The 15,299-nt window shown below is 65.8% G+C and carries 22 protein-coding genes and 1 pseudogene; 18 read left to right on the top strand and 5 right to left on the bottom strand.

The features are described 5' to 3' along the window. Window positions 1-224 (bottom strand): annotated as a pseudogene (locus B5D37_RS14675) (IS110 family transposase); the annotation flags it as partial. Between the two features lie 163 nt (window positions 225-387). Here B5D37_RS14675 and B5D37_RS08885 point away from each other — a divergent pair. From B5D37_RS08885 to B5D37_RS08845, 9 genes are all read left to right on the top strand, one after another. Next, entirely contained in the window at window positions 388-744 is a 357-nt protein-coding gene (locus B5D37_RS08885) for a transposase (protein WP_143814227.1), read from the top strand. 70 nt (window positions 745-814) lie between these two features. Further along, window positions 815-1,546, top strand: coding sequence for an IS3 family transposase (locus tag B5D37_RS08880; protein ID WP_143814226.1), 732 nt, complete (start codon window positions 815-817; stop codon window positions 1,544-1,546). A gap of 91 nt (window positions 1,547-1,637) precedes the next feature. Beyond that, a complete protein-coding gene (locus B5D37_RS08875) occupies window positions 1,638-2,216 on the top strand; it encodes a hypothetical protein (RefSeq protein WP_078758356.1) in 579 nt (192 codons plus the stop codon). Window positions 2,217-2,814: 598 nt separating this feature from the next. Then, the gene (locus B5D37_RS08870) at window positions 2,815-3,234 is read left to right on the top strand and encodes a hypothetical protein (RefSeq protein ID WP_143814225.1); all 420 of its coding nucleotides are present in this window, start codon (window positions 2,815-2,817) and stop codon (window positions 3,232-3,234) included. A 123-nt stretch (window positions 3,235-3,357) separates the two neighbouring features. After that, window positions 3,358-3,747, top strand: a complete 390-nt coding sequence (locus tag B5D37_RS08865; RefSeq protein WP_078758354.1) for a VOC family protein — start codon at window positions 3,358-3,360, stop codon at window positions 3,745-3,747. A 56-nt stretch (window positions 3,748-3,803) separates the two neighbouring features. Continuing rightward, complete coding sequence (locus B5D37_RS08860) at window positions 3,804-4,457, top strand: alpha/beta fold hydrolase (RefSeq protein WP_159447372.1); 654 nt, start codon at window positions 3,804-3,806, stop codon at window positions 4,455-4,457. A gap of 128 nt (window positions 4,458-4,585) precedes the next feature. After that, the gene (locus tag B5D37_RS08855; RefSeq protein ID WP_078758352.1) at window positions 4,586-4,993 is read left to right on the top strand and encodes a GFA family protein; all 408 of its coding nucleotides are present in this window, start codon (window positions 4,586-4,588) and stop codon (window positions 4,991-4,993) included. Window positions 4,994-5,033: 40 nt separating this feature from the next. Continuing rightward, window positions 5,034-5,267, top strand: a complete 234-nt coding sequence (locus B5D37_RS08850) for a hypothetical protein (protein ID WP_078758351.1) — start codon at window positions 5,034-5,036, stop codon at window positions 5,265-5,267. Between the two features lie 18 nt (window positions 5,268-5,285). Continuing rightward, window positions 5,286-5,801 (top strand): GNAT family N-acetyltransferase, encoded by a 516-nt coding sequence (locus B5D37_RS08845; protein ID WP_078758350.1) that lies wholly within the window; start codon window positions 5,286-5,288, stop codon window positions 5,799-5,801. A 34-nt stretch (window positions 5,802-5,835) separates the two neighbouring features. On the opposite strand, the gene B5D37_RS08840 is transcribed toward B5D37_RS08845, so the two are convergent. Then, the gene (locus tag B5D37_RS08840; RefSeq protein ID WP_078758349.1) at window positions 5,836-6,258 is read right to left on the bottom strand and encodes a PepSY domain-containing protein; all 423 of its coding nucleotides are present in this window, start codon (window positions 6,256-6,258) and stop codon (window positions 5,836-5,838) included. 132 nt (window positions 6,259-6,390) lie between these two features. Here B5D37_RS08840 and B5D37_RS08835 point away from each other — a divergent pair, with 132 nt between their 5' ends. The 5 genes from B5D37_RS08835 to B5D37_RS08815 all read left to right on the top strand — a co-directional run bounded on the left by B5D37_RS08835 (window position 6,391) and on the right by B5D37_RS08815 (window position 8,860). Next, window positions 6,391-6,912, top strand: coding sequence for a GNAT family N-acetyltransferase (locus B5D37_RS08835; protein WP_078758348.1), 522 nt, complete (start codon window positions 6,391-6,393; stop codon window positions 6,910-6,912). Between the two features lie 23 nt (window positions 6,913-6,935). After that, window positions 6,936-7,298, top strand: a complete 363-nt coding sequence (locus tag B5D37_RS08830) for a DUF1801 domain-containing protein (RefSeq protein ID WP_078758347.1) — start codon at window positions 6,936-6,938, stop codon at window positions 7,296-7,298. Window positions 7,299-7,322: 24 nt separating this feature from the next. Beyond that, window positions 7,323-7,625, top strand: a complete 303-nt coding sequence (locus B5D37_RS08825; RefSeq protein ID WP_143814223.1) for a hypothetical protein — start codon at window positions 7,323-7,325, stop codon at window positions 7,623-7,625. A gap of 45 nt (window positions 7,626-7,670) precedes the next feature. After that, a complete protein-coding gene (locus B5D37_RS08820) occupies window positions 7,671-8,291 on the top strand; it encodes a DUF1294 domain-containing protein (protein ID WP_234987767.1) in 621 nt (206 codons plus the stop codon). Window positions 8,292-8,371: 80 nt separating this feature from the next. After that, window positions 8,372-8,860 (top strand): hypothetical protein, encoded by a 489-nt coding sequence (locus B5D37_RS08815; RefSeq protein WP_143814222.1) that lies wholly within the window; start codon window positions 8,372-8,374, stop codon window positions 8,858-8,860. A gap of 34 nt (window positions 8,861-8,894) precedes the next feature. Here B5D37_RS08815 and B5D37_RS08810 read toward each other — a convergent pair whose 3' ends face one another. Continuing rightward, entirely contained in the window at window positions 8,895-9,773 is an 879-nt protein-coding gene (locus tag B5D37_RS08810; RefSeq protein ID WP_078758344.1) for an ATP-grasp domain-containing protein, read from the bottom strand. Window positions 9,774-9,888: 115 nt separating this feature from the next. Between B5D37_RS08810 and B5D37_RS08805 the strand changes: the two genes are divergently transcribed. Continuing rightward, window positions 9,889-11,376 carry a hypothetical protein gene (locus B5D37_RS08805; RefSeq protein WP_143814221.1) on the top strand — a complete coding sequence of 496 codons (1,488 nt, stop codon included), beginning with the start codon at window positions 9,889-9,891 and terminating at the stop codon, window positions 11,374-11,376. A gap of 17 nt (window positions 11,377-11,393) precedes the next feature. On the opposite strand, the gene B5D37_RS08800 is transcribed toward B5D37_RS08805, so the two are convergent. Beyond that, entirely contained in the window at window positions 11,394-12,200 is an 807-nt protein-coding gene (locus B5D37_RS08800; RefSeq protein ID WP_234987765.1) for an alpha/beta hydrolase, read from the bottom strand. A gap of 143 nt (window positions 12,201-12,343) precedes the next feature. Between B5D37_RS08800 and B5D37_RS08795 the strand changes: the two genes are divergently transcribed. Together B5D37_RS08795 and B5D37_RS08790 are read left to right on the top strand one after the other, a co-directional pair. Next, complete coding sequence (locus tag B5D37_RS08795) at window positions 12,344-12,988, top strand: DUF5671 domain-containing protein (RefSeq protein WP_200809212.1); 645 nt, start codon at window positions 12,344-12,346, stop codon at window positions 12,986-12,988. Then, complete coding sequence (locus tag B5D37_RS08790) at window positions 12,985-13,500, top strand: hypothetical protein (protein ID WP_078758340.1); 516 nt, start codon at window positions 12,985-12,987, stop codon at window positions 13,498-13,500. The genes B5D37_RS08795 and B5D37_RS08790 overlap by 4 nt, the downstream gene beginning before the upstream one ends. On the opposite strand, the gene B5D37_RS08785 is transcribed toward B5D37_RS08790, so the two are convergent. Beyond that, entirely contained in the window at window positions 13,460-14,725 is a 1,266-nt protein-coding gene (locus tag B5D37_RS08785) for a DUF2254 domain-containing protein (RefSeq protein WP_078758339.1), read from the bottom strand. The two genes, B5D37_RS08790 and B5D37_RS08785, sit on opposite strands and share 41 nt — an antisense overlap. Window positions 14,726-14,956: 231 nt before the next feature. Between B5D37_RS08785 and B5D37_RS08780 the strand changes: the two genes are divergently transcribed. After that, window positions 14,957-15,268 (top strand): energy transducer TonB, encoded by a 312-nt coding sequence (locus tag B5D37_RS08780; RefSeq protein ID WP_159447370.1) that lies wholly within the window; start codon window positions 14,957-14,959, stop codon window positions 15,266-15,268. Window positions 15,269-15,299 lie beyond the last annotated feature (31 nt).

The following is a 15,299-nucleotide window of genomic DNA, read 5'->3' as shown; positions in this document are numbered from 1 at the left end:
ATCAGCCTGGGGTTGAGGCCATGTTCGCTGCAGCGCCGCGCCCAATGATGGGCACCGCTACAGGCTTCCATCGCCACGATCGCCCCCGCTGGACATTGCGCAAGCCAGGCGGCGAACGCATCGCGGCGCATCTCGCGACGCTGCATGACACGGCCGGAGCCGTCGAGCATGCAGGTGGAAAACACCTGCTTCGACAGATCGATACCAAGGGTTATAGTCGCCATGGAGACTTCTCCTCTGCGTTGATTGAGTCGCAACCCAATCATGGCCCTCGAGGCCGAACGGCGATGCCGTCGGAGGGGAAGTCTCCTTTTTACTCGTCCAAGCCGACGCGGTAGTTCCTTCGGTTCAGTGGACACCCTGATCTAACCATCAGGAGTGTCTTTCATGGCAAAGCCCGGCCCCAGAACCACCTACCGCTACAGCGATGCCTTCAAGGCCACCGCCGTCCGGCTGAGTCAGCTGCCGGGTGTGTCGGTGGGCGACGTCGCCACGTCGCTTTACATCCATCCTTTCATGCTGTCCCGTTGGCGCAGGCTTGCACGCGAGGGACTGATCGTGACCAAGGGCATCGAAGTGGACAAGGCCGTAGCGGCGGAGCTCAAGGCGCTGCGCGAAGTGCAGCGCAAGTACGAGCAACTGAAGCTGGAGCATGACCTTTTAAAAAAAGCCATCGCGTTCACTTCCACTCGAAAAGCGAAGTCTTTGCCTTCATCGAGCACCACCAGGAAACGTACCCGGTGAGGACGATGTGCCGCCTCCATGAGGTCAGCGCTTCGGGCTATTACGCCTGGGTGCGGCGCCCAGCCAGCGCATGCGTGATGACGGGCAACTGTTGCAGAAGATCCGCGCCGTCCATGGCGACAGCCACCAGACCTATGGCAGCCCCCGCATCCACGCGGCCTTGCGCCACCAGGGCGAGGTGGTGGGCCGTCGTCGGATCGAGCGGCTGATGCGGGAGCACAATGTCCGCGCGTGTTCGGCGCGGTTATACCGGCAGCGGCCCGGGTTGAAGCGCTTCCTGTCCAGCGTCGAGAGTCGCGCGCACGCGATCGAGCCCACGTGTCCGGACCAGCTGTGGGTCGCGGACGTGACGTACTTGAAGGTGCGTGGCCATTGGCGTTACCTGGCCACGGTAATGGATCGGCATTCGCGCCGGCTGCTGAGTTGGTCACTGGGAGCGGACCGGACGACGGCGTTGACCCGGCGCGCATTGGCTGCAGCCCTGCGTCTTCGCAAGCCCGGGCCGGGGACGGTGTTCCATACCGATCGCGGCATCGAGTTCCTGGCGGGCGACTTCAAGCGCAAGCTGCAACGAAACGGCCTGGTCCAGTCAGCCAACCGACCCCGTCGGATGACCGACAACGCGCACATGGAGTCATGGAACAAATCGATGAAGTCCGACATGTACCACCGGCACAGCTTCGACAGCGATCAGGCCCTGTGCCAGGCCATCCACCGCTACGTCGACTTCTATAACGACCGGCGTCTACACTCGGCGCTGGGGTATCAATCACCTGCGGACTTCGAGCGCAAATGCGCCTAACCGATGGGTGTCCACTTTTTCGAAGGAAGTCCCCGCCGCTTCGCGGCGCGGCTTAATTCAGGCGTTAGCCACCGCGGAAAGGTCGCCTTGTATGCCGAAATGGATTTTCGCTCTTATCCAGTTCCTGCCCTTGTCACTTTTCGCGACCTACGCGTTCTGGCAAGGCGCACCGGATGAGCTGCGGTGGCAGGATGCTTTTCAACTGGCCTCCGTCGCCGCAGTCATTCAGCTCGCCATCGTCCTGCCCCAGCCGCGTCCGGCCAGTCGGCTCGTGCTGTCGGCCAATCTGTATCTCCTCCTGGGTGGGCTCGCCTTCTTCTCGCACCAGTGGTGGTTCTTGCAGCTCTATGACGCGCTGCGAGAATCAGCCATCTTCATCATCATGCTCACGGTCGGGGTCATCACGACCCTGGGCTCGCGCGCGGGTTTCGTCGCGGCCTGGTCCGCTCCACGGGCTCCAGTATTCCGGGCCTCGCTCTGGCTCTTGGCGGCCACCGCTTTGGCTTTGGTCGTGTCCATCAGTTACCGTGGCGACCGGTACCTTGCGGCCGTGTATCCCATCATCGCGTTGGCTGTTCTCCACCGCGTATTGCTGTATCGGCTCGCACGGCAACACGGGGTGGCGGATAACAATTCGCCCAAGCCGACGCCACTTCGTGGCGCGGCCTAACTCCGGTGACAAGCCCTTCGGGAAGGAGGTCGATGCCCATGGCTCTTTTCAGGTTTTGGTTACGGCGTTTCACCGTGGTATTCGCGGTCGCGTGCGCAACATTGGTGCTTCTGGAGTGGCTTCGGCACGGAGACGATGCGTCGTATCTCGGTGCAGTTGCGTGGTCTGTTGCAGCCGGGCTATTGGCAGCTTCCATTGCCACCTACTGGGCCTACAAGCTCGGCTGTGCCATTCAGCGGATCTAGTGTCAGGCCACTGATCTCGAGCTCGGAACAGACATGGAACTCACCGTAAAGATTTCTAAGCGCACCCTCTGGCTGCTTACAGTCGCAGCGGTATTTCTGGCTCTCTGGTACGGGCGCGGGACCATCTATGGAGTCGGGCAGGAAGCAGCGGCAACAGACGCCGCACTAGATGCTGAGCATGTGGACTAAATGGTACGCTCTTGTCGTATGTTTCAAAGCGCTTGTGCACTCGGCAGCGCGCCAACAAAGACATGGATAGCAGCTAGACCGTCGGCGCTCGCAATTCATGTAAGCCGCAGCCGCCCCGCGGTTCGGCTTGACCTGGACCTCAAGTTGCTGGGGCAACTCGTATGATGAAAAAGCGAATCCTGCTCGGGCTGGCAGTCATGATCTTGATCCAGTTCTCTGCCGAAAAGCTGATGCTCACCTTCGGTGCCGGGCAATCGATATACGGGAATCCACCTTCCATCATTGCGGCGCTAGCTGCCGCCTTTGCCGGTGGGTGGGTAGCGCAGCGCGGGTTCGTGGTACCAGCGCTTCTGCTTTGGGCGGTGCTTTGGTGTACGGTCGTTTATCTTCTCTATCGCATTGCAGCGCCCGTTGATCCCGCCGCGCTGGCTTCGATCTTCCGACACAACGTTTTGGCAATCGCCTGCTCGGGCGCGGCAATTACTTTTGGTGCAGCTCTGGGACAGGTTCTGAGCCAGCGCCGCGCACGTCGAAATCTGGCGGCTTTGCAGGCGTACACCGGCTTTGTCGACCCATATCTTTGACGGGACAGTGCCCGGCTCCATCAGCGGGCTGGACGAAGCAGCCAGCTCCTAGCGTCTCTTGCAGTTGCCCCAGGTCGCAAAAAAGGCAATTGTTGCCAGCGGATCGAGAACCAAGGGGTCGTCGTGTCTGCACCAGCTCGCGCCGGCGTATTCATCTACGCCAAGAACCCTCAGCTTCTTGCTCGCTTTTATGAGTCCGTTCTGGGCGCGGCGGTTGTTCATCAAAACGATCATATGGTGGTGCTTCGTTCGCCGGACCTGCAGATCATCGTCCATGCAATGCCTCCGGAAGTGGCCCCCCGGGTCGTGATTAGCGTTCCGCCCGAGCTTCGCGACGACGCCGCGATCAAGTTCTTTTGCACCGTCCCCAGCCTTGCTGTCGCGGGAGAAGCCGCGTTTGCAATGGGCGGCGAGGTCATGAGCGAGCAATGGCAGGGGGCGGGGTTCGTCGTGCGCAACGCCTATGATCCGGAAGGCAACATTTTCCAAGTGCGCGAGACCTCGGCGAAATGAGCGTTTCCGGGCGGGCATCTTTGCTGGTGTTGCTGATACTGGCCTCGAGCGTACCCATGCTCTCAGCCCAGCAACAGGAGCATGACCGGGCCGTTGGCGTCGCCGATGCCGTGGGCAAGCCGCACGTCGTGTACCTCCACGGCAAGATCGTGCAGCAGCAGGGCAGGAACGCAGTCAGTCCCGAGTACGGCCCGTACGAGTTCGATGAGATCGTCGGGGCGCTGGGGGAAGGTGGTGCTCGGGTCCATGCACCCATTCGCACGGGAGAGTCCGACACCACGGTTGCCGCCGAAGAGGTCGCCGCCCTCGTCCGCGGGTTGTTGGGATCGGGCGTGGCGGCGGAAGACATCACCATCGTTGGCGCTTCGCTCGGATCGGTGATCGCGATGCGGGCATCGGCCGCGATGGAGAACCGCTCGCTCAGGTTCGTGCTTCTGGGGGCGTGCAATGACTGGGTCAAGGAAGAGCTCGATCCCGACCTCCACGGCCACGTGCTTTCGATCTACGAGGAAAGCGACGTGTATGGCCAGAGTTGCAAGTCGGTCGTAGCAGGCAAGCGCGGCATCAGCTCTTTCGACGAAGTGCGCTTGGCGACCGGGTTGGGGCACGGATTCCTGTACCGGCCGCTTCCGCAGTGGGTGGTCCCGGCATTGCGATGGTCAGCTGCGCATGGTCAACAACTGGAGACACCTGAAAGCCTGCAGCCCTGACTCTGCCGGCGTTGCGCGCCCATGCGTCCCGCGGGCGGGGTGTTGTCATCATCGGGTGTCATGGTCGAGAGTCCCTGTCGCAGGCGTTCGTTGGCAAGAACTGGCGAAACGAATCAAGGAGGAAGCCCGTGGAAGGCTCATGCTTGTGCAACTCAATCACCGTTTCGGCCCCCGCAGAGGCCGGGGTCGGTGTATGCCATTGCTCCATGTGCCGGCGTTGGGGCGGTGGTCCGATGCTGGCCGTTCACTGCCGGTCGGGTGTCACCTTTTCGGGGCAGGCGCCAGCCACGTACCGCTCTTCGGAGTGGGCCGAGCGGGGTTTCTGCCCCACCTGCGGCACCCACCTCTTCTATCACCTGCTGCCTTCGGACGAGTACGTCCTGCCGGCAGGGCTGTTCCAGGACCAGGACTTCGAGGTGACCAGCCAGATCTTCATTGACGAGAAGCCCGGCTACTACGCACTTGCCAATGAAACGGCCATTCTGACCGGAGAGCAGGTTTTTGCACAGTTCGCCGAGGAACAGGGTGGCGCCTGATGTCTGATCTGAATGCCTCGACCGGCTGGCGCTGGCTAGGATGACGCGCTCCAAGCGGAAAACACCGATCGCGGGAGCAGCTGCCGCCGGCTCGGAGAAGGACGACAAACAGGCGTCCCACCGCAAGCTGAGGCGGGCGGTCCGCCAGCTCATCCCTAGCGGCAAGGACGACACGTTGCCAGTCGAGCAGGAGCTCACCAATCCATGGTCCATGGCCAAGGATGGCAAGCTCTATTTCGATCCGGCGAACCACCCGCGCCTGATGCGCAAGTAGCACACGGAGTACCCGGGATTGATCACCATTCGGCCACTCGATGGCCAAGACAACAACGAACTGCTGCCGGACCTGTGCGGATTGCTGGCCGACAGCGTTGACGGTGGTGCGTCCGTGGGATTCCTCGCGCCGCTGGCACCTTCGGCGGCCGCCGAATACTGGCGCGACACGCTCGGGTCGATCGGGCCCGGGCTGGTGGTATGGGTCGCCGAAGAGCAGGGCAGGGTGGTCGGCTCGGTGCAGCTAGCCCTCTGCGGGAAGGAGAACGGGAAGCACCGGGCGGAGGTCCAGAAGCTGTTCGTGCTCGGTGACTGCCGGGGTAGGGGCATCGCCTCGCGCTTGATGGCGGCGCTCGAATCATTCGCCGTACATGCCGGGCGGACACTGCTGGTGCTCGACACCCAGAAGGGGTCGGCTGCGGAAACGGTCTACCGCAAGCTGGGGTGGAGCAGGGCGGGCGAGATCCCCGACTTCGCAGCCGCGCCCGACGGGCGGCTCCAGGCGACGGTGCTGTACTTCAAGCGACTTGGCTAGGGCCTTGGGGCGGCTGGGCCGCCCACCAGGGGCTTCAGTCGTCGGGGTGTTCCACCAGGACCGTCCCATCGTCCGGATCAACGGCCAGGTCGACTTCGGCCCCGTCCCGGGTACGTGCGTCGGCCGTCCAGACGCCGTCGTCGAAGTCGATGTCGCGCACATTGGTGTAGCCGGCCGCGGTGAGCTTGCGGCCAACAGCCTCGGCGTCGAGTTTTGCAGTAGTGTCCTCGGCGTAGACCTTGCCGCTGGCCGGGTGCACGCGTACGTCGATCCAGCGGCCGTCGGCGCGGCGGGCGTCCGCCTCCCAGAAGCCATCGTCCATCTTGAGGTCGCGGACGCTCTCATAGCCCGCCGCCGTCAGTTTGGCCTGGGCCTGATCCCGCGTCAGGTCGGGTGATTGTGCGGCGACAGTGCCTGCGGCGATCATGCCGGCGGAGAGAACAATGAGCTTGCGCATGAGGCGGACCTCGCAATTGTTGGGGAAAAAAGCATGCCTCCCCGGTTGCTAGGGCGCCGTGAACCGGGCGCCCGGGTCGCAGCAGGAAGCACCGCCACTCGATCCGGGGCGGTTCAATCAGATGGATGCGTCATGACGGCAGCGGTGGTTTTACCAGGCCCGGGGTACGAGGGCAGCTACCGCGACTACATTGCGGAGCTGGGGTCGGAAGAGCGCTATCCGTTTCAGATGGATCTTCCGCACGGGGACTTCAGCGCACTGCTGGAGCGTCTTCGCGACTTTGCAGCCGGACTCCGGGTGCCCAGCGGCTATGTGCGCACCTCGACCCATTGGTTGGTGGAGGGCGGCGAGCTGATCGGTGTCTCCAGCGTGCGGCACCATCTCAGCAAGGCACTCGCGGAGTGCGGGGGACACATCGGGCTCGGGATCCGCCCGTCTTACAGGGGGCGCGGCCTCGGGAAGACGTTGTTGGCCCTTACCCTCCGGGAGGCACGGAAGATCGGGTTGGACGACGTGCACATCCATTGCCACAAGGGCAACGAGGCGTCCGTGCGTATGATCCTGGCCAACGGCGGGGTATTGCATTCCGAGACCTCGGCCGGGGATGCCGGGGCGAGGGTTCAACGGTATGTGGTGCCGGCGCCTGGCCCGTGATGGATTGATGCCCGAGTGATTCCATGACCAACAAGTCCGTCGAAGCGCTGTTGGACGACATCCGCCTGCTTGGTGAGGAGCAGCTCACGCTGGTAGAGGCTGTTCGCGCACTCATGGGCAAGACCATTGGGCCGGTATCGGAAGAAGTGAAGTACGGCGGCATCATGTTTTCTTCGGGCGTGCCGTTCTGCGGGGTGTTTGCCTACACCGGGCATGTATCGGTGGAGTTCGGCAGTGGCGCGGACATGCCGGACGCTCTGGGCCATCTCGAAGGGGGCGGCAAACGCCGCAGGCATCTGAAGCTGCATGGTGTGAAAGACATTCAGGCAAAATGCCTGGCCGGCTACTTGCCAATGGCGCTGGAGGCGGCAAGGAACAGAGCGTGACTGTCGGCACGACGGGCCTCGGCCATGACGAGGCTGAATTTTCTGGAGCAGTGGATGCTGGATTTCCCTGATGAGTTCGCACGTCCAGTCGCACGGCTGGCGCTGACGGTGCTGCGCTTTATCTGGTGGCTGACGTGGGAGCTGTGGCTCGGCGTCGTCACCTGGTACGTCGGCTGGCCCGTGTGCCGGGCCGTCTCGCTTGGCCACTTCCCCGCCGCTGGCCTGCACGAAGGTGACGAGGTCGACGGTATGCCGGCGTTGGTGGTGCATGCCGCCGGTGTGCTGGTGCTTGTTGGCGCCATCTTCCTGCTCGGCAAGTATGTGTAGGAACCACGTGGTGAGGCTTACGCCTCCCGATCCATGTAGCCGTTGATGGGGACCACCATGCGTTTCGCCGGCCGGATTACCGATTGGAACGACGCCAAGGGCTTTGGCTTCGTCGTGCCCAATGGCGGGGGCGATCGGGCCTTCGTGCATATCAACGAATTCCAGCGAGGCTCACGGCGCCCCGTGGCCGGGGACCTGATCTCCTACTTGCCTTCCAGGGACCAGCGCGGGCGTATCAACGCCCGGCAGATCCGCCACGCGGGGCAGAAGATCGAAGTGCCGCGTAAGCCTTCCCGTGTTCCGCGGGCGGCGCTCGGTGGGACGGTGCTCGCGGTGGTCGCGGTACTGGCCGCCGCGGCGGTGATTCCGGTCCTGATCGCCGGCGCCATGATCGGGCTGAGCGTCGTTGCCTATGTCGTGTACTGGTTCGACAAATCAGCAGCCCTAAGGGGCGGCCAGCGCACTCCGGAGAGCACGCTGCATTTTGTCGGTCTCCTGGGCGGATGGCCCGGTGCGCTCGTCGCGCAGCAGCAGTTCCGCCACAAGACGATCAAGCAGCCGTTCCAAATGGTTTTCTGGGGTACGGTCGTGCTCAACCTGGTGCTGGTGGCATGGCTGGTGCTGTCTGGCACGGCGGCAGGTGTGGCGCGGTCACTCGGTTTTTGACGCTAGAGTCGTTTCACTGCGCGGGTGTACTTGGGGAGCGAGTTCCCGCACTTTTTCAAATGGAGCTACAGGGGAAGGATATGAGAAGGTCCATCATCAGGTTTTCCGAGAACGTCCAGCTTGCAATGGGACTGATTGCCGCCATCGCAATTGCCGTTCTCCCGCATTACACGCTCGAAGGAAGTCGGTTCGGCGGGATCTCCGCGGTTGCCGTGGGCCACGCTGTCGCTTGTCTGGTGGCGCTGTGGTCACTTCGGTCTTTCGGCGTTTCGATGACCCTGACGGCCACCTCGCTCACCCGGAAGAGCCCGTGGGGCGAGGTCCGGATCAAGTGGGACGAGATGGAGCGGCTCGAGATCGGGCCGGCTTGCATGTGGCTCGTATTCCACGGCGCGGGTAACCGTATCTGGATGCGGAAGCCAGTTAGCTCCCTGGCGTCCTGGTTCGACGACGAAAACGACGATGACCACGAAGATCCCGTGCTCGCATCGTTACTTGAGATGGCAGAGCATCACAGGGTTCCCGCCGAGAGCGGAATTCTGACCCCGTTCAAGACTTCGCGGGCGTGAATCGATGGCCGCGCGCACAGTTGCGGTCGCCGTCTCAACCCCCCTTGAGTTGCTCCAGTACCGCGGCGGCGAACCGTTCGCCACCGCGGGCATCGGCGCCGAGGTAGAAGTCCGGTTCGATCAGTTCCGCTTCCATCAGCAGCCAGCCGCCGTTGCCGTCGGGGACCATGTCGATGCGCGCGTAGAGCAGGGGTTCGTCGATGGCGGCCAGTGTCTGCTCGGCCAGCGCGAGGGCACCATGTGGTGGCGTGTCCAGCGCGGTGTAGAGGCCGCCGTACTGTTCCTGGATGCGGAATTCGCCCGGCACCGGGCGCTTGTTGACGACATGGCTGAGGCGGCCGCCGAAGAACAGCATCGAGGTTTCTCCGTCGGTCTCGATGGCCGTCAGGTAGGGCTGGATCATGGCGTGACCTTCGGGCCCCGCCTCCATTGCCTGCCCGCGCCCCAGCCGCAGGGTTTTCCATGCGCCACCGGAGACGGTCGGCTTGACGATGAGCTCCCGGGCGCCGGTGTTGTCGAATGCCTCTTGGATCTGCTCCGGGCGCAGGCGCTCGCTCCACAGCGTGGGCGGGATCGGCACCCCGCGTTCGGCCAGCCTGCCCAGGTAGCGCTTGTCGGAATTCCAGGCCAGTACGCTGGCGGGGTTCATGATCCGGATGCCGGCCCTGCCCCAGGTGTCGCAGGCGCGCAGCCAGCGGGGGTGGTCGTAGTGGTAGCCCCAGGCAAGCAATGGCAGGACGAGCTCGAAGCGCTCCAGCGCGGTGGCATCATCGACGGAGCCGGTCCACGGCACCGGCGTGGCGACGACGTCAGCTGATTGCAGCGCTACGCGCAGGCGGTCCAGCACCTTCGGCCACAGGTCGGTGTAAGTGGGATCGGCGGGGTCGGGGGTGAGGATCGCGATCTCGGTCATGCGGGCTGCTGTCGTGATGCGGCAGCCGAGTGTAAGCGGGCCCCGGCGGGCGATGCGACGGCAGGCCGATTCGGCGGTTAGACTCGCGCTGCCGGGGGGCGAAGGGGACGGATTGATGAAGCAGGGATGGCAAGCTTTTTCAGGGGTGCTGGTGCTCGGGGCGCTGGTGCTTGGCAGCGGGTGCGGGCGCATCGGAGCGACGGCCCAGGAACGGATCAACCTTGCGCTGCCGCCGCCGGCCGAGGTGGAGGCGAGCCGTGGGGCATTGGACCGGCTTGCAACCGAACTGGGGGAGGATGGGAAGGCGCTGGCCGCGAACTACCAGGCCCGGCTCGGTGAGCGCGCGCTGGAGTGCGCGGGCGACTTCCGGCCATCGATGTGGACCGGGGACGACGCCATCCGTGAGGCGATCGGGTCGACGCCATGCCTGGACGAAGCCGACCGCAAGCTGCACGACTGGGTCGGCCACCGGCGCATCGCCCTGCTGTTGGCGGCGCCGCCATTGCGCCCGGTGCCGGCGGTCGCCCGGCCGGTGCTGGAGGCGGCCGGGCCCGTCGAGGCGGTGGCATTCGCCGAGCGTGCGGGCGTGATGCTCGTGCAGACACACACGCACTACCAGCTGATCGATATCGGGAGTGGCGAGAGCATTGCCACCGGCCCGCACGGCGGTACTGCCGCGCAGCTTTCGCCCAACGGCCGCCTGTTCGTCAGTGGCGGGGCCGAGGCCGAAGTGCGCGAGGCCGCCACCGGTGACCTGCTCGCACGGTTCCCCGGCGTGCCCGCCAACCGCTTTTTCTGGGTCCACGGCGTTGGCGCCTATTACATGGGCGGGCAGCAGGACGCCCCGACCTTCATCGACTTCAGCACGGGCCAGTCCACCGCCCTGGCGGTCTCCATGGAATCGCTGGAACACGTATCGCCATTGGTGGGCGAACCGGTGCGGCATGTCCTTGGCGGTGGCAGCAAGCTGGCGGTGGTCGCGCTGTTGCAATCGGGGTCGGCGTGGCAGCCGACGCTGGCCGCGGAGATCAACCTGACCGGCGGGTCATGGGATGCGGCCACCACGGGTAGCACCGCTGACGGCAGCGCCGTGCACCTGGTCGGGCCGGACCTGAAACTGCTGGACACCCGCAGCACCCGCGTGTCCAGCCGGTCCTTCGAGCCGTTGCGCCTGCAGCAGGTGGTGGCCACGGGCAACCCCGACGAGCTGATCCTGTGTGGCTTCTACCGTGACGCGGAGGATGCCGGCACCGAGTGCCTGCTGCATTCGATCGTGGGGCGCACCGCGGCGCGGCTGAGCTCGCGCGAAGTGGTGGGGGCGACGCTGGCCTACGCGGGGCCGCTGCAACGCAACGCCATGATCGATGGCAACACGGTGCGGGTGCTGGACCGGGTCGAGACCGATCCGCCCGAGCCGGTCGGCGAATACCTGGCCCGCCGCGCGCTGGAGTTCGAAACGGTGGCGTCCGCACTGGAGGAGCAGCGCCACGTACTGGGCGGCAGGACCGACCGGGCGGCCTTGCGGGCGGCCGTGCTGGAGGATATCCGCGAACGCAACGGCGGCGTCATGCCGCCACTGCCGGCGGTGCCGGGCGAGCGCTGATCCGGGCCGCCTGTTCGTCAGTTGGCTTCGTCCGGATCGCCGAGGGCGAAAGCGAGCGCTTCGGCCATCGCCGCGGGGATGACGGTCTTGTGCCCGCCGCCCTCGATCAGGCGGAAGTGGGCATCGACCGCGTTGTCCCGGAGCAGCTCGGCGAAGGCCGCGGCGTTGTCGACCATGTGCGGCTCGCCCAGCAGCGCGGCGTCGTCCTCGCCTGCCACTTCCGGCGGTTTTTCCGGCCCGGCCACCTGCTCCTCCGATCCCACCGTCAGCAGCACGCGCGCCGCGCGGGCAGCGGCCCAGTCGGCCGCGCGGGCGTCGTCGAGCATGCGGGCGCCGTCCCACCAGATCGAAGGCGAGGAGGCGACGTAGCGGGTGAAGCGCTCTGGTTTGCACATCAGTGCGTGCAGCACGAACAGGCCGCTGAGCGAATGGCCGACCAGGCACTGGCGCCGGAGGTCGACCGGCAGCGTGTCGAGGTAGCGGGGTTGCAGGCGGTCGGTCAGGAAGCCGAGGAAGGCGTCGGCATCGCCGTCTTCTGTCCAGTCTTCCGCGCCGCGTGGCGGTGGTACCTCCCCCCGCGCCGGCAGGGTGAAATCGCGCCGGCGAAGACTGGGGTCCACGCTGCCTTCGACCGCCCAGTCGATGCCGACCACGACCACGCCGGGATCCCCCGCTTCGTGCAGGGCCTGTTGCATCGGTGCCCACGTCGTCGGCGCGTCGAGCAGCCACACCAGCGCATGACCACCCGGCGGCGCATCGCCCTGCGGCACGTGCAGCCGGATGTCGTAGGCGCGCTGTCGATCGAGTTGGACCGTGTCGTGCATGGCGTGGAGGGGCAAGGGCGAGTGCGCAGTTGAGCCGATGCTAGCGGCCGGGGCGTCGCTGGCATCTGAAGGATGGCGCCGGGCGATCCAGCGACAGCGGCAGCTGCTAGAGTCCGGGCGGGATCCATGCCTCTGGAGGCAACGTGGCCGCAGGTACTGCCGAGTTGGAGCTGTTCGTCCGTGAATCTCTCGGGCGTGGCATGTCGCGCGAAGCCACCGCCGCCGCGCTGGCATCCGCCGGCTGGTCGCCCGAGCAGGTGCGCGATGCGCTGTCGGCGTATGCAGAGGTCGACTTCCCGGTGCCGGTTCCGAAGCCTCGTCCTTACCTCTCCGCGCGCGAGGCCTTCCTGTACCTGGTGCTGTTCGCCACGCTGTACCTGACCGCCTGGCACCTGGGCAGCCTGTTGTTCGACCTGGTCAACCGGGCGTTCCCGGATCCGGCGGACCCGGCCTACATGTGGTCGGCGGGGGCGCGCTCGATGCGCTGGTCGGTGGCTTCGCTGGTCATCGCCTTCCCGGTTTTCGTGTTCGTGGCGCGCCACCTCTCGCACGAGCTGCAGCGCAACCCGGTCAAGCGGCTGTCGGCGGTGCGGCGCTGGCTGACCTACCTGACGCTGTTCCTGGCGGCGACGGTGCTGATCGGCGACCTGATCACCCTGGTCTACAACCTGCTGGGCGGTGAGCTGTCGGTCCGTTTCCTGTTGAAGGTGCTGGTGGTGGCCATCATCGCCGGCACGGTCTTCGGCTGGTACCTGGTCGACCTGCGCCGTGAGGAGAAGGAAGCATGAGCAGCGCATCCACGCAGTCGCAGGTGGGCCGCTGGCTGCTGGTCGTCGCGGCGGTGGTGATCGCGGCCACGGTGACCGCGGCCGTCATGGTGATGGGCACGCCGCCCGAGCAGCGGTTGACCCGGCTGGACCAGCGCCGGGTACAGGACCTGCAGCGCATCGTGCAGGCGGTGAACCACCATGCGCGGATCCACGGTGAGCTGCCGAGCGACCTGGCCGCGCTGGCGAGCCAGCCGGGCGCCACCCTCCCGACGCTGGACCCGATGGACGGGTCGGCCTACGAGTACGGGGTCACCGGCCAGTGGACATGGCGTGTGTGCGCGCACTTCTCCAGCAGTACCGCGGACCGTCGCGACCTCTCGTTGGGCCAGGCGGACACCTGGGCCCATGGCGCCGGACGGCACTGCTTCGAACAGCGGGTGCCGAAGGACAGCCGACCCGACGGCGAGGCGGACCCGGCGCCGGCCCCGGTCAGCCGCGATCCGAGCGGAGATCCGACGCGATCTCCCTGACCCGGCGCAGGTCGTCCTCCAGCGTGAGGGCCTTTTCCGCCCGTTCCAGTGCCATCGCCGAGTGCCGCAGGGCTGCTTCCCGGTAGTTCGGACCTCCCATGCGCGACAGGGTTCGCAGGGTCTTCTGCAGCCGCACGCCGACCTCGACCGTGCCCGCGCCATCGCGCGCGATCGGGATGAAGATGTCGTTGAACAGGTCGCCGATGTCGACCGGCGGCACGTGGATGCGGGGGTACTCGACTTCCACGGCATCGGGGGGGATGGGATCCGCCCACAGTGACAGCACCCGCGCCGCCCGGCCCAGCACGTCGATGGCGGTGCCGGCATCGTTCACTGCTGGTGACAGGGCGCGCGAGGCGATCTCGGCCATCACGGTGACGCCGAACCGCGGATCCTGGTCGAAGGAGCGCGTGTCCGCCACCGCGAATGCCTCCCTCACCGCGGCCCGCATGTCGTCGTCGCAGGTGCCGAAGACGCGGGCGAGCGGGCGGTCGGTATCCACGAAGGCACCCGGCAGCGCCTCGACATAGATCCGATGGGCTTCGCTGCCACAGGCGTGCTCCAGCGCACCCATGTCGATGTGCTCCACATAGCCCATGCGCCCGGAGTACACCGGCGTGCATCCTTCGGGCAGCGCGTCCACTTCGGTATGCGGGTGGCCGCCGAGGTACGGCGTCTTGTGGCGGTGGCGCATCGCGCGTTCGGTGACTTCCTCGACCCGCTCGGTGGTGGTGCCGACCCGCCCGATCTTGACGACGTGGTGGATCCACCGCAGCAGGGTGGCGACCATGATGGCGATCACCACCAGCGTCACCACGTACAGCACTACCCGGCCGGTGCTGCCGTACAGGCCGGTCTGCAGCGCGATGATGCCCACCAGGCTGTAGAGGAAGGTGCCGACGAAGATCGCCAGCGCGTTCTGGGCAGTGGTGTCCTCGCTCAGCAGCCGGGTGGCGCGGGGGGTGACGCTGTTGGTCGCCGATGCCAGCGCCGCCACCAGCGTGCTCAGCGAAAAGATCGTCACCGACAGCATGCTGGCGGCGATGATGTTGAGCAGGTTGTCGACGGCGTCGGCGCCGATCTTGGTCGGGATGTCGGGCGGGATGTAGCGCTTCACCAGGATGGCGACCAGCGCGGTGGCGACCGCGAGCACCGAGAAGGCGGTCGCGCGTACCCACAGCCGGCGGGTGAGCTGGAGCAGGTCCCACTGGAACTGGGAGGACATCGGTACCTCGGATGGTCTCGCCGACAGCGGCGTCAGCGGCAGCATAGTCACTGGCGCGTCCCCGGCGGTTGACGACCCTGTCACCGGGCCGGCACCAGCATGGGTGTCCTCCCCAGCGCAAGAAGGACACCACGGCAACGCACTGGAGGACTGAACGGGCTAAAGGTGTGGCGGAACCGGCCGATAGGAGGGGCGACACGTTCCCACTCTCCCCTGAAAAGAGGCTGTCCCATGCACCGTTCCATCCTTGCCACCGCCCTGGCCGCGCTCGCCCTGGTGTACTTCACCCCCGCCCACGCCGAGCTGGTGCCGATCAAGCGCGTCGACCCGGTCTACCCGGCCGAGGCCGCCCGCGCCGGTACCAAGGGTTTCGTGGAAGTCGAGTTCACCGTCGATGCCACCGGCAAGGTCGCCAGCGTCTCGGTGATCAACGCCCGCCCGGCCCGCACCTTCGAGAGCGCCGCCGTCAGCGCCGTGAAGAAGTGGCAGTTCGCCGCCGGCAACGATGGCCGCGGCAAGGTCCGGCTCGACTTCGCCCTCTGAGCCCGCCAGCTCCGGAAGAACGCGCCGCTTG

Origin of the sequence: Lysobacter spongiicola DSM 21749 (assembly GCF_900167055.1) — a bacterium.
Taxonomy (GTDB): domain Bacteria; phylum Pseudomonadota; class Gammaproteobacteria; order Xanthomonadales; family Xanthomonadaceae; genus Novilysobacter; species Novilysobacter spongiicola.
The sequence above is the reverse complement of the archived record's forward strand: the minus strand, read 5'-3'. Positions and strand labels throughout refer to the sequence as shown.